We start from the raw sequence: 11626 nt of genomic DNA on the forward strand, positions 1-11626 counted from the left end.
ACGCACTTCCCGGCACGCACAGTTCATTCGTTATGTATTCGCCCGCAGCGGATTTAACGGGTAATCCGGGCCACGGCATCGCGCGTCACCTCGCGCCCGGCGGGCGGGGTTTCCAGCGCGCGGTGCACCCCCAGCCCCTCGATCAGCGCGTCCAGGTGGCGCGCCGTCTCCGCGTCAAAGTGCAGCTCGAGCGCGGCCCGGCTGCGGGCCATCCACCGGGTGGTGATGACCCGATAGGCGCTATCGCGGGCCGCGAGCGCATAGAGCTCATGCACCAGAACCGTGCCGCGCGGGGAGGCGAGGGAGTCATCATGCACAATGGCAACCACGGCCTCGCACGCCTCCGCGCGGGTCGATGCCGCCGCGAGAGCCGCGGAAAAACGCGCACTCGCGTCCTCGGCAAAGCGCGTGAAAACCTCGCGCAGAATCTCCTCCATGCCCGAGAAATGATAGGTCATCGAGCCGAGGGGGACCCCCGCGCGCTCCGCGATCCCGCGGTGCGAGGTGCGGGCAACACCGCGCTCGGCGATCAGATCGGTGGCCACCTCAAGCAGGCGCTCGCGCCGCCCCGGCTCCACGCGCCGCACGGTCATGCCCCGGCCCCCTCGATCGCGCGCAGGATGCGGGCGGGATTGCCCGCGGCCACCACATTGGCGGGGATATCCCGGGTCACCACCGCGCCCGCCCCGATCACCGAGTTCTCCCCGATGCTCACGCCGGGCAGCACAATCACTCCCCCGCCGAGCCACACGTTATCGGCGATCGTGATCGGCGCGGCCGCCTCGATGCCCCTCCGACGCTCGCCCGGGTCGATCGGGTGGGTCGGCGTCAGGAGCTGGACGTGTGGGCCGATCTGGCAGTGGGCGCCGATCCGGATCGGGGCCACGTCGAGCGCCGTGAGTCCGTAGTTGATAAACGTGCCTTCGCCAATCGTGATGTGTATTCCATAATCCACATATAGCGGCGGCAGCACCTCCACCCCGGGACCCACGGACCCCAGGAGTTCCCGGAGCACGGCGCCCGCGGTGGCGGGATCGGCGGCATGCGCCGCGGCATAGCGGGCGGCGCGGGCGCGCGCGGCGGCCACGGCCTCGCGCAGCTCCGGATCATCGGCCGTATAGGGGTCTCCCGCGAGCATGCGCTCGCGCTGGGTGCGGGTATCGCGGTCCTCGGTGCTGGGCATGGTGACGAGTGTACCCCGTTCGTGTACGATCGTACACATCGGGCGGAACAGAGGAGCATAATGATAAACCCGGAGCACGGTACACCCCTCGGCTGGGCCGAGGGAGCCTGGACAACCCCGCCGGTATCCCTCCGCGAGGACGGCACGGACCTGCTGGTCGAGGCGGCCGCGGGCAGCGATGCCTGGCGGCATACCTCCTATGGGTTTATCCACGAGAGCGAGCATGCGCTGCTGGCGGATCTGCCCGTGGGGTCCGCGATGGAGGTGTCCTTCCGGGCGGAGTTTGCCGAGCAATTTGATCAGGCCGGGCTCTTCCTGCGCGTGGACACGCAGACCTGGATTAAGGCCGGGGTGGAGTGGGCCGATGGCGCCCTCCAGCTCGGCGCGGTGGTGACCCACGGCAGCTCGGATTGGTCGGTGGCGCCGGTTCCGGAGTGGAACGGGCGCGTCATCACGATCCGGCTGAGCCGCGAGCCCGCGGCGGTCACGGTGCGCTCCCGGGTGGATGATGGGCCGCTGCGCCTGGTGCGGGTCACCCATCTGCCCCCGAATTGCGCCGCGCAGGCCGGCCCGTATCTGTGCGCGCCCACGCGCGCCGGGCTGAGCGTGCGTTTCCTCTCCTGGGTGCGCACAGCGGCCGATGCCGCGCTGCACTAGCCCGGGGTTTTAGGCCCCGGGGGCCGTGCCGAGGTTATGGTCCACCTCGGCGGCGGTGCGCCGCATGATTCGGTCCATCGCATCGCGCGCCCGCTCGCCGTTGCCCGCGGCGATCGCGCCGGCCACCTCGATATGCAGGCGCAGGGCGTCCTCATGCGGGTGGTGGGGCATCAGGCCGTGCCGCGTGCGCCCGCGCAGCACCTCGGCAACCATGCCGTCCATCGCGGCAAACATGCGGTTCCCACTGAGTTCCAGCACGCCGGCGTGGAAGCGAATATCGGCGGCGAGGAATCCCGCGACGTCTCCCGCGCGGCCCAGCGTGCGCATATCATCGGCGAGGGCCACCAGATCGGCGGCGGCCTCGGGATCGGCGTATTGCGCGGCGAGCTCCGCCGCGGCGGGCTCCACGGCCCGGCGCAGCTGGGTCAAAGAACGCAGCTGGGAGGCCCGCTCGGAACCGGCCAGGCGCCAGGAGATCAGCTGTGGATCGAAGGAGTTCCAGTTCTCCTCGGGCAATACCCGGATGCCGAGGCGGCGTACCGATTCGAGGAGGCCCAGCGATTGCAGGACCCGCACCGCCTCCCTGATCACAGAGCGGCCCACGCCCATCTCCTCGGCCAGATCGGTGGCCAGAACGGTATCGCCGGGCGCGAGTTCACCCGAAATAATGCGGCGGCCGAGGTCTTCCACGGCGCGATCATGGAGGCTCGAAGACATGGCCCCAGACTAGCGGATGCGCGGCCGCGCCGAAGGGGCGACAATGGAAGACATGAGTACCCCGGTGCCGCTTCCCTCCCTTGACCATCTGCTGGATAGTGCGCGGGTGGTTTCGCTGCCGCTGCGCACCCGCTTCCGCGGGATCACCACGCGCGAGGCGCTGCTATTTTCCGGGCCCGCGGGCTGGAGCGAGTTTTCGCCGTTTGTGGAATATGACACCGCCGAATCCTCCACGTGGCTCGCCGGCGCCCTCGATTTTGCCTATCGCCCGGTCACGGGTGTGCTGCGCGAGCGCATCCCCGTGAATGCCACCGTGCCGGCGGTTGAGGCCGAGGCACTAGAGGCCATCCTCGCGCTCTATCCGGGCTGCACCACCGCCAAGATCAAGGTGGCCGAGCCCGGTCAGGGTCTGGGCCAGGAGATCGCGCGCGTCGCCCGCACGCGCGAGCTGATGGGTCCGGATGCGCGCCTGCGCGTGGATGCCAACGGCCTGTGGAGCGTGGATCAGGCCGAGGAGGCGCTCCGGGCGCTGGCCCCCTATCGGCTGGAATATGCCGAGCAGCCCTGCGCCACCGTGCCCGAGCTGGCCGAGTTGCGCGCGCGCCTGAGCGGCCTGGGTATCCCGATTGCCGCGGATGAGAGCGTGCGCAAGGCGAGCGATCCGCTCGCGGTCGCGCGCGCCGGGGCCGCCGATCTGCTCGTGGTGAAGGCGCAGCCGCTCGGGGGCATTACCCGGGCGCGGGCGCTGATCGCCGAGACCGGGCTCCCCGTGGTGGTCTCCAGCGCGCTGGATACATCGGTGGGGCTGTCGATGGGGGCTCTGCTGGCCGCCACGGTACCGGGCCTGGACTTTGCGTGTGGCCTGGGCACCGCGGCGCTGCTCGCAGCGGATGTCACCGAGTCGCCGCTGCTGCCCATAAACGGCAGCATCGCGGCCGCGCGGGTCGAGGTATCCCCCGCGCTGTTGGACGAGTATCGGGCCGCCCCCGAACGCGAGGCCTGGTGGTTTGCGCGCCTCGCCGCCTGCCACGGCTATCTGGCCGAGCGCGCCTAACGCATTTGCCCGCGGCGCGCACGCTCAGTAGGGTCTTATCACCGCAGAATTTCGGAAGGAGATCATCGTGGCCGCTCCGCGCGCAGACCTCGCCCGCATCCGGCGCTGGTGCGCCTCCGCACTGCCCGAGGATCGCCGGGAGCACGCGCGCCTGGAACCCGAGTTTGGCCGCCTGGACGTGACCATCCGCCTGGTGGATGACGCCGGCTCCGCCCCGCTCGCGCGGCTGCGCTATACCGAGACCACGGGCCTGTGGAGCCTGCACTGGTTCACCGAATCCGGCGGCTATCACGAGCACCGCGGCCTGGGCCGCACCCCGCACGTGCGCAAGATCCTCGACTATCTGTCCAGCGGGGCCGATCCGATCTTCCGGCTCTAGGCCCGGCGCATAAAAAAACCGCGGCATCCGAAATCGGATGCCGCGGTTTTTTCGTGGAGGCTAGAGTCCCGAATAGGCGTGCAGGCCCTTGAAGAACAGGTTCACCACGGTGAAGTTGAAGAGCACCGTGACGGCACCCACCATCGACAGCCAGGCGGCGCGGTTGCCGCGCCAGCCGCGCGTGGCCCGGGCGTGAATATATCCCGCGTAGACCACCCAGATGATGAAGGTCCATACCTCCTTGGTGTCCCAGCCCCAATAGCGTCCCCAGGCCGCCTCGGCCCAGACGGCGCCGGCCATCAGGGTGAAGGTCCAGAGGATAAAGCCGATGATATTGGTGCGGTAAGCGAGGTTATCCATGCGCTGCGAGCTGGGCAGGGTGGCCATAAAGCGCAGGTGCTTGGCGCTGAGTTCGGTGCCCGCGCGCTCGCGCCGGTCCTGAATCAGCTGCACGATGGTGATCGCGAAGCCGATCGTGAAAAACGCGGTTCCCAGCGTGGCCACAAACACGTGGATCACGAGCCAGGCCGAGTGCAGTGCCGGCGGCAGCGGGGCCACCTCGACATAGAAGTTCAGCGTGGACAGGCCGAGGAAAATGACCACAAGCCCGAGCACAAACGCGCCGAGGAAGCGCAGGTCCACGCGCGTGAGCGTGGCCAGGAATACCGCCACGATCACGAGGGTGCCCGTCATCGCAAACTCGTACATATTGGCCCACGGCACGCGCTCCGCGGCCACGCCGCGGGTGATCACGGCGGTGAGGTGCAGCAGGAAGCCAAGCACGGTGAGGGCCACGGCCACGCGCAGGCTCGCCGAGCGGCTCGCCGTGACCGAGCCCGAGTGGTCCTCCTCGCGGGTGAGCGTACCCACCGCGGTGCGCGAGGAACCCCCGGCAGCGGCGGCGGCCGCCTGGGCCGCACCCGCGGCCGCCGCGCGGTCCGCGGCGGCGGTTACCTCGGCGCTGCGGCGCGCGAGGTCAAAGGTGAACGCGACAAAGGCGATCGAGTAGACGGCGATAGCCGACCACAGCGACCAGATAGAAATATCATTTAGACTCACGAACCCAGACTACCTCTCCACTACTTTTCCTGCTCGGCGCCGAGGGCGCCAAGATGCCGCTGGGCAATCACGTCTACGGCCTCGCGCAGGCCGGGATCCTCGCCCCGGGCCAGTCCGGCATATTCCACCCGCACGGTGCCCTCCTCGGTATCGGTGGCCTTCACCCAGACCCGGCGGCGCGGCACAAAGAGCGAGGCCAGCAGGCCCAGCAGGATCAGCGCACCGAAGGTTGCGACCCACGCCTGGGTGGGATCGCGGTGAATATCCAGCGAGACAAAGCGGGCCACCGAGGAGGAGAAGTCCTCATCGGTCGCGTTGGGGTCGATATTCTCGAAGGTCACGGTGCCGAGGCCATCGGGCAGCTCGGCGGTCTGGCCGGGCATGAGCTTAATCGGCTCGGGCCCGCCGTCCTTGGCGATCGTGCGTCCCGCGATCTCGGTCATCTTATCCGTGTCCAGCGAGTACACCGATTTGGGTGCGCCGTCGTTAATGCCAAGGTCACCCGAGTACACGTTGAGCGTGAGCATCGGATAGACCAGATCGGGGAAATTGGAGGTATAGGCGCCGCTGTCCAGCTGCACGGCGGTGGGATAGAAGAAGCCCACCATTCCGATCTGCTCCGCGAGCCCGTCCGGAACCTTAATCACTCCCTGCGAGGTGAGGTTGGTGTCCTGCGGGAGGAACGGGATCGAGTCGGTGAACTTCACCACGCCCTCGGGATCACGCACGGTGATCTTGGGGGCATAACCGTTGCCCAGGAGGTACACATTGGTTCCCTCGATGCGCAGCGGCTGATTCACCTTGATCTGCTCCTTGGACTCGCGCCCATCCGAATGACGCGCGGTGAGATAGGCCGTATAGTCGATGGCCTGACCATAGGCGTCCCGGTTTTTCATCTCGTATTCAACCTTAAAATCGTCAACCTTAAGGGAGTACGGGGCGAGGGTATCGCTGTCCAGGAACCGGCCCGGGTTAAACGAGTTGAAGTCCACGAGGGAGTTCACAAACGTTTGGCCTACCACCACAACCTTCTGCCCGGCATAACCGAGCCCACCGCCGAAGCCCACGGCCACCAGGATCAGCACGAGTGCGCTGTGGAATACGAGGTTTCCGGTCTCCCGAAGATAACCGCGCTCGGCCGAGACGGATACCTCACCGTTGCGGCCCTGATAGAGCTCTGTGCGGTAGCCGGATTTTTTCAGCAGCGCACGCGCGGCGTCCACGGCCTCCCCGGCGCTGCCGCCGGCGAGGGTCTGCTCGCGATGCACCGAGAGCCGGGACAGGCGCGCGGGGGTGCGCGGCGGGCGCGAGCGCATCGCCTGGAAGTGATGCTTGGTGCGCGGGACGATACAGCCGATCAGCGAGATAAACAGCAGCAGATAGATCGCCGAGAACCAGGCCGAGGAGTACACGTCAAACATCTGGATCTTGTCCAGGATCGGTGCCAGGTCGGGGTTATCGCGGAAATACTGCACCACGCCATTGGGGTCGGAGCTGCGCTGGGGCACCAGCGATCCGGGCACCGCGGCGATCGCCAGCAGCAGCAGGAGCAGCAGCGCCGTGCGCATGCTGGTCAGCTGCCGCCAGGCAAAACGCAGGGTGCCGATAAAGCCGAGCTTGGGCAGGGTGACCCCCGCCGAACCGGAATCTTCCGGCTCCGGCGAGGAGCTCGAGTCAACGTAATCAGAGGGCCGGGTCAAAGCCGGAAATCACCGAACCTAGGTTGGACATCAGCATGCCCCACAGCCCGGAGACCATGAGGATACCGATGAGAACGAGCAGCACTCCGCCGCCGATGTTAATCGCGCGAATATGCTTCTTGAGGAAAGAGGTGGCGCCGGTCATCCAGCCCAGGCCGAGGGCCACGAGGAGGAAGGGTAGCCCCAGTCCCACACAATACGCCACCGCGAGGATCACGGCGCGCGAGACGGTACCGGAGTTATAGCCGAGGCCGATGATCGCGGCGAGGGTCGGCCCGATGCAGGGGACCCAGCCGATCGCAAACGCAAAGCCCATGATGGGGGCGCCCACGAGGCCCGTGGCCGGAACCCAGCGCGGCTTGATCTGGCGCTGCATAAAGGAGAACTGGCCCACAAAGACCAGACCCATCACGATGATGATGATGCCGAGGATGCGGGTGATCGGGTCGCGCCACTGATCCAGCAGCACGCCCGCGGTTCCCGCGAGGATACCCATCGTGACAAAAACCACGGTGAAGCCCAGGATAAACAGGCCCACGCCCGCGAGCATGCGGGATTTTCCGCGGCGGGTATTCTCCTCGCCGCTCTCGGCCATTCCGCCCACATAGGCGAGATAGCCGGGCACCAGGGGCAGGACACACGGGGAGGCGAAGGACACCAGGCCCGCGAGGATTGCGATCGGCAATGCGACGAGCATGCCGCCGTCGCCGATGATTTCGCCGATACTCATCGCGGGGTCACTCGGCGATCGTATCCTTGACAAGCGTCGAGAGGATCGAGCGATCCTTGAGCTTGCCGAGGATGCGGGCGGCCACGCGGCCGTCCTTATCGATCACGAGGGTGGTGGGCACGGCGTTGGGGCGCACCTGGCCGGTGAAGGCGAGCTTCACGGCGCCGTCCTCGATATCCAGGATCGAGGGGTAGGTGATGCCATAGGTGTTGTTAAAGGCCAGCGCGGTATCGGCCTGATCGTAGACGTTCACGCCCACAAACGTGGCACCCTGATCCTTGAACTCCCCGTAAACGGCCTCCAGATCGGGGGCCTCGGCGCGGCACGGTGCGCAGCCGGCGTACCAGAAGTTCATCACCACAACCTGGCCCGCGAGGTCCTCGGAGCTGATGGTTTTGCCGTGCTCATCCTTGCCGGAGAACGCGACGGGCTCGCCGCGGTCGGCCGCGGCAATCTCGGTGAGCGTGCCATCGCCGGCAATATAGTTTTTATTATCGGCACTGCGATACTGCTCGGAGAGCGGATCGGATCCGCATGCGCTCAGGCCCAGCCCGAGGGCCAGGGTGGCGGCCGCGATGGCTACCAGGCGGGTTTTTTTCAACACGGCTATACGGCTCCCACGTCCACGGAACCGGCGGAGAGTGCCGCCGCCGGGTCCTGATAGTCGACCTCGATAAAGCCGTCCCCCGAGCGTTCGAGCGTGGTGATGCTCGAGAGCGCGCAGCGGCGCTTGCGGGGATCGTGGCGCAGGCTCTCACCGGCGAGATAGCGGTGCACCATCCAAATCGGAAGCTGATGGCTGACGATCACGGCATCTCCCGAGGACGTGTTTTTCCAGACGTCCTCGATCGCGGCCATCATTCGCGTGACGATCGAGCCATAGGGCTCCCCCCAGCTGGGGAGGTTGGGATCGCGCAGCGCATGCCAGTTCAGCGGGTTGAGGACGGCGCGGCTCATGCGCTTGCCCTCGAAATAATTATGCGGCTCGATCACGCGCTCCTCGGTGCCGATGGGCAGCGAGAGCAGCGTGGAGACGGGGGCCGCGGATTCCTGCGCGCGTTGCAGCGGCGAGGCGATCAGGGTGCCGTAGTGGCGATCCCGCGAGAGCAGGTTATTGGCCGCCGCGGCGGCCATTTTATGACCCCGTTCGGAGAGACCAAACTCGGGAAGGCGTCCATAGAGAACACGATCGGGGTTATGTACCTCTCCGTGTCGGACGAGGTGAATTTGACTAGCGGCCACCGCTCCAGTCTACGTGTCCCCCGGCTGTGAAAACGCTCACTATAAGTCGGGCCACCACGTGACCCCCCTTCCCACACTAAGCTGGAGGGCGTGACTGAACGAGTGCTAGTGAAGAATTTGGCGGCGCGGGCCGAGGGCCCGGTGACCGTTTCCGGTTGGGTAGAGACGGTGCGGGACCAGAAAAAGGTCCAGTTCATCGTGCTCCGCGATGAGTCGGGGGCCCTGCAGCTGGTGAATCCCGCGGTTCGTGAGCTCGTGGAAGACGATCCGAGCTCGGCCGCGAAGCTGGAGATCACCGAGGCGATCTCGGGTCTCGCGCACGGCTCGTTCATCAGCGTGACCGGCGACCTGAAGCACGACGAGCGCGTGAAGCTCGGCGGCCTCGAGGTGAAGATCGGCGAGCTGCGTGTTCTGAGCGCCGCCAACCCGGAGACCCCGATTGCCGCGGACTCCTCGCTGGATAAGCGTCAGGACTGGCGCTTCCTCGATCTGCGTAACCCCAAGCAGAACCTCATCTTTAAGGTCCAGACCACATTCCTGCACGCGCTGCGCGAATACTGGATCGATAATGACTTCATCGAGATCCACACCCCCAAGCTCATGGCCAGCGCGAGCGAGTCGCGCGCCGAGCTCTTTGAGGTGGACTATTTCGACGGCAAGGCGTATCTCGCGCAGAGCCCGCAGTTCTTTAAGCAGATGGCCCAGTCGGCCGGCTTTGGCAAGATCTTCGAGGTGGGCCCCGCGTTCCGCGCCGACCCCTCGTTCACGAGCCGCCACGCCACGGAGTTCACCTCGGTGGATGCCGAGATCAGCTGGGTGGACAGCCACGAGGACGTCATGAAGCTGCACGAGGAGCTCATGGTGGCCGGCTTTGCCGCGGTCAAGGCCAAGCACGGCGAGGCCATCAAGGACCTCTTCGATGTGGACATCCAGGTTCCCACCACCCCGTTCCCGCGCATCCCCCTGGCCGAGGCCAAGAAGATCGTGGCGGAGCGCGGCTATGAGGTTCCGCGTGCCGATGACGATATGGACCCCGAGGGCGAGCGTCAGATCGCGGCCTATGTCCGCGAGACCTACGGCCACGAGTTTGTCTTCCTGACCGATTATGCGGCGAGCATCCGCCCGTTCTATCACATGCGCCACGAGAACGACGCCACGCTCACCAATAGCTATGACCTCATCTTCAACGGCGTGGAGATCTCCACGGGTGCCCAGCGCGAGCACCGCGTTGAGGTCCTCGAGGCCCAGATGCGCGATAAGGGCATGGACCCGGTTGAGCTGGACTTCTACCTCGACTTCTTCCGCTATGGCGCCCCGAGCCACGGTGGCTTCGGTATGGGCCTCGCCCGCGTGCTGATGCTCATGCTGCACGAGACGTCGATCCGCGAGACCAGCTTCCTGTTCCGCGGCCCCACGCGCCTCGCGCCGTAGGCTAAGCGATAAAAATACCCGGGACACCGCAGTGGTGTCCCGGGTATTTTTTTGCCCGGAGGGCGGCGCCTGCGCCCGTTAGACCTCGTAGTCCACGGCGGCGCGCTCGGCGGTCACGGAGCGCACAAACGTCACGATCTCCTGGTGCAGCGGGTGCACCTGATAGGCGTCGAGTCCGGCCACGTCGTCAAATTCGGAGACCAGCACCACGTGCCAGTTATTTTCGGGATAAACGCTGTTGATGCCCACCTCGAGGTGACGGATCGACTCGATCTGTCCCACGAGCGCGGTCAGGCGCTCGCGCATCTCCCGGGCGTGCGCGGTGCGCTCGGCCTCATCGGTGGCGGCAAGCTTCCAGGTGACAACGTGACGAATGCTCATGCGGGATTCTCCTGTGGGTATGAGGGTGGTGTTTTAGGCGCCGAGGGCCGCGCGCAGGCGTGCGGGATCCACGCGCCAATAGGTGTGCATCCGGTCGTTAATGAGCAGCACGGGGATTTCCTCCCAGTAGCGGTCATGCAGCGCGGGATCGTCGAGGATCGAGAGCTCCTCGAGTTCCACCTCCGGCATCCCCGGTTCGGCACGCACGGCGTCGATCACGGCCCGTGCGTCCTCGCACAGGTGGCAGCCGGGCTTCCCGATCAGGGTTAAACGAGTTGTAGACACGCCTCGAGCCTAGCGCCCCGCGTGCCCACCCGGTTAAACCAAAAAGCGCCGACCCCGAGGGGTTGGCGCTAGCTGGTTGTAACTCTACTTCTTGTTACGACGCTGGTGACGAGTCTTACGAAGCAACTTGCGGTGCTTCTTCTTCGACATGCGCTTACGACGCTTCTTGATTACGGAACCCACGTAGACCTCACAAAGATTGGGTATGGACGCGAAAGCCGCGGCCGGCTAAAAAATGCCTCGTGTAAGTGTAACCGATTCCGGGGGCGTTCCGCGACGCGGAGGCGGGTCGCTACTCGTTTCCGGGCTTTCCGGCCCCGAGTTTTTTGCTCACGGCCTGCACCGCGGACGCCACCCGGTGGGTGGTTCCGGCGGCCGCGTGACCGATAGCATCGGCGATTTCCCGGGCCTGCTGGGGCAAACTGGCCGCAAGAGCCATGACATCGCTGGCCACGGCCTCGCCACCCAAAAACGGCATTAACCAGTCTTCAATAATTTCCAGCGGCTCGGCCGAAACACTATAAAAACGGTGCTGACCCTCCTCGCGCACGCGCACCAGACCCGCCTCGCGCAGCACCTTCAGGTGCTTCGAAACGGTGGGCTGGCTCAGCCCCAGGGCGGCCACAATTTCCGAGACGCTCGTGCCGGCGTCCTCCTCCGCGGAGATGCCCTCCCCACGCTCGTGCAGGAGGTGCAGGATGTCGCGCCGAGTGGAGTCCGCGATCACGTCGAAAATGTCTGCCATGTCCCCAGGCTACTAACTCCGGAGTCGGAGTACCATGACTACGGCCAGGGTTCCACTTTTCCG

The 11626-nt window shown here is 66.1% G+C and carries 16 protein-coding genes; 4 read left to right on the plus strand and 12 right to left on the minus strand.

Annotated elements, in window-relative coordinates; translation table 11 throughout:
- Positions 1 to 53: 53 nt before the first annotated feature.
- Both KXZ72_RS08165 and KXZ72_RS08170 read right to left on the minus strand, forming a co-directional pair.
- Complete coding sequence (locus tag KXZ72_RS08165; protein ID WP_226080099.1) at positions 54 to 593, minus strand: TetR/AcrR family transcriptional regulator; 540 nt, start codon at positions 591 to 593, stop codon at positions 54 to 56.
- On the minus strand, positions 590 to 1183 hold the full coding sequence (locus KXZ72_RS08170; protein ID WP_226080100.1) for a maltose acetyltransferase domain-containing protein: 594 nt from the start codon (positions 1181 to 1183) through the stop codon (positions 590 to 592). The genes KXZ72_RS08165 and KXZ72_RS08170 overlap by 4 nt, the downstream gene beginning before the upstream one ends.
- Positions 1184 to 1243: 60 nt before the next feature.
- Between KXZ72_RS08170 and KXZ72_RS08175 the strand changes: the two genes are divergently transcribed.
- Entirely contained in the window at positions 1244 to 1840 is a 597-nt protein-coding gene (locus KXZ72_RS08175; protein WP_226080101.1) for a DUF1349 domain-containing protein, read from the plus strand.
- A 9-nt stretch (positions 1841 to 1849) separates the two neighbouring features.
- Here KXZ72_RS08175 and KXZ72_RS08180 read toward each other — a convergent pair whose 3' ends face one another.
- On the minus strand, positions 1850 to 2557 hold the full coding sequence (locus tag KXZ72_RS08180) for a FadR/GntR family transcriptional regulator (protein WP_226080102.1): 708 nt from the start codon (positions 2555 to 2557) through the stop codon (positions 1850 to 1852).
- 52 nt (positions 2558 to 2609) lie between these two features.
- On the opposite strand from KXZ72_RS08180, the gene KXZ72_RS08185 reads away from it, so the two are divergent.
- Positions 2610 to 3611, plus strand: a complete 1002-nt coding sequence (locus tag KXZ72_RS08185; RefSeq protein ID WP_226080103.1) for an o-succinylbenzoate synthase — start codon at positions 2610 to 2612, stop codon at positions 3609 to 3611.
- 67 nt (positions 3612 to 3678) lie between these two features.
- Positions 3679 to 3990: a DUF3024 domain-containing protein gene (locus tag KXZ72_RS08190; protein WP_226080105.1), complete on the plus strand. Its 312-nt coding sequence runs from the start codon at positions 3679 to 3681 to the stop codon at positions 3988 to 3990.
- A 60-nt stretch (positions 3991 to 4050) separates the two neighbouring features.
- On the opposite strand, the gene ccsB is transcribed toward KXZ72_RS08190, so the two are convergent.
- The 5 genes from ccsB to KXZ72_RS08215 are packed head-to-tail and all read right to left on the minus strand — an operon-like array spanning position 4051 to position 8721.
- On the minus strand, positions 4051 to 5049 hold the full coding sequence (gene ccsB, locus KXZ72_RS08195) for a c-type cytochrome biogenesis protein CcsB (protein ID WP_226080112.1): 999 nt from the start codon (positions 5047 to 5049) through the stop codon (positions 4051 to 4053).
- Positions 5050 to 5069: 20 nt separating this feature from the next.
- Positions 5070 to 6749, minus strand: a complete 1680-nt coding sequence (gene resB, locus KXZ72_RS08200) for a cytochrome c biogenesis protein ResB (RefSeq protein WP_226080113.1) — start codon at positions 6747 to 6749, stop codon at positions 5070 to 5072.
- Positions 6733 to 7479, minus strand: a complete 747-nt coding sequence (locus KXZ72_RS08205; RefSeq protein ID WP_226080115.1) for a cytochrome c biogenesis CcdA family protein — start codon at positions 7477 to 7479, stop codon at positions 6733 to 6735. The genes resB and KXZ72_RS08205 overlap by 17 nt, the downstream gene beginning before the upstream one ends.
- Before the next feature lie 7 nt (positions 7480 to 7486).
- Positions 7487 to 8083, minus strand: coding sequence for a TlpA disulfide reductase family protein (locus tag KXZ72_RS08210; RefSeq protein ID WP_226080117.1), 597 nt, complete (start codon positions 8081 to 8083; stop codon positions 7487 to 7489).
- Between the two features lie 2 nt (positions 8084 to 8085).
- The gene (locus tag KXZ72_RS08215) at positions 8086 to 8721 is read right to left on the minus strand and encodes a histidine phosphatase family protein (protein ID WP_226080119.1); all 636 of its coding nucleotides are present in this window, start codon (positions 8719 to 8721) and stop codon (positions 8086 to 8088) included.
- A gap of 90 nt (positions 8722 to 8811) precedes the next feature.
- Here KXZ72_RS08215 and aspS point away from each other — a divergent pair, with 90 nt between their 5' ends.
- Positions 8812 to 10152 (plus strand): aspartate--tRNA(Asn) ligase, encoded by a 1341-nt coding sequence (aspS, locus tag KXZ72_RS08220; RefSeq protein ID WP_226080121.1) that lies wholly within the window; start codon positions 8812 to 8814, stop codon positions 10150 to 10152.
- Positions 10153 to 10230: 78 nt separating this feature from the next.
- Here the strand turns inward: aspS and KXZ72_RS08225 are convergent, their stop codons facing one another.
- From KXZ72_RS08225 to KXZ72_RS08240, 4 genes are all read right to left on the minus strand, one after another.
- Positions 10231 to 10533, minus strand: coding sequence for a Dabb family protein (locus KXZ72_RS08225; protein ID WP_226080123.1), 303 nt, complete (start codon positions 10531 to 10533; stop codon positions 10231 to 10233).
- 33 nt (positions 10534 to 10566) lie between these two features.
- Entirely contained in the window at positions 10567 to 10818 is a 252-nt protein-coding gene (locus KXZ72_RS08230) for a glutaredoxin family protein (protein WP_226080124.1), read from the minus strand.
- 84 nt (positions 10819 to 10902) lie between these two features.
- On the minus strand, positions 10903 to 11001 hold the full coding sequence (locus KXZ72_RS08235; RefSeq protein ID WP_005504750.1) for a 30S ribosomal protein bS22: 99 nt from the start codon (positions 10999 to 11001) through the stop codon (positions 10903 to 10905).
- 109 nt (positions 11002 to 11110) lie between these two features.
- Positions 11111 to 11563, minus strand: a complete 453-nt coding sequence (locus KXZ72_RS08240; RefSeq protein WP_226080126.1) for an ArsR/SmtB family transcription factor — start codon at positions 11561 to 11563, stop codon at positions 11111 to 11113.
- Between the last annotated feature and the right edge of the window lie 63 nt (positions 11564 to 11626).

It is taken from the genome of Mycetocola spongiae (assembly GCF_020424085.1).
Taxonomy (GTDB): domain Bacteria; phylum Actinomycetota; class Actinomycetes; order Actinomycetales; family Microbacteriaceae; genus Mycetocola; species Mycetocola spongiae.

What these genes read in the sequence shown, in the direction of transcription:
- KXZ72_RS08170 (WP_226080100.1), bottom strand. Translation starts at nt 1,183, where the DNA reads ATGCCCAGCACCGAGGACCGCGATACCCGCACCCAGCGCGAGCGCATG.
- KXZ72_RS08225 (WP_226080123.1), bottom strand. Translation starts at nt 10,533, where the DNA reads ATGAGCATTCGTCACGTTGTCACCTGGAAGCTTGCCGCCACCGATGAG.
- KXZ72_RS08180 (WP_226080102.1), bottom strand. Translation starts at nt 2,557, where the DNA reads ATGTCTTCGAGCCTCCATGATCGCGCCGTGGAAGACCTCGGCCGCCGC.
- KXZ72_RS08165 (WP_226080099.1), bottom strand. Translation starts at nt 593, where the DNA reads ATGACCGTGCGGCGCGTGGAGCCGGGGCGGCGCGAGCGCCTGCTTGAG.
- KXZ72_RS08205 (WP_226080115.1), bottom strand. Translation starts at nt 7,479, where the DNA reads ATGAGTATCGGCGAAATCATCGGCGACGGCGGCATGCTCGTCGCATTG.
- KXZ72_RS08175 (WP_226080101.1), top strand. Translation starts at nt 1,244, where the DNA reads ATGATAAACCCGGAGCACGGTACACCCCTCGGCTGGGCCGAGGGAGCC.
- KXZ72_RS08185 (WP_226080103.1), top strand. Translation starts at nt 2,610, where the DNA reads ATGAGTACCCCGGTGCCGCTTCCCTCCCTTGACCATCTGCTGGATAGT.
- KXZ72_RS08240 (WP_226080126.1), bottom strand. Translation starts at nt 11,563, where the DNA reads ATGGCAGACATTTTCGACGTGATCGCGGACTCCACTCGGCGCGACATC.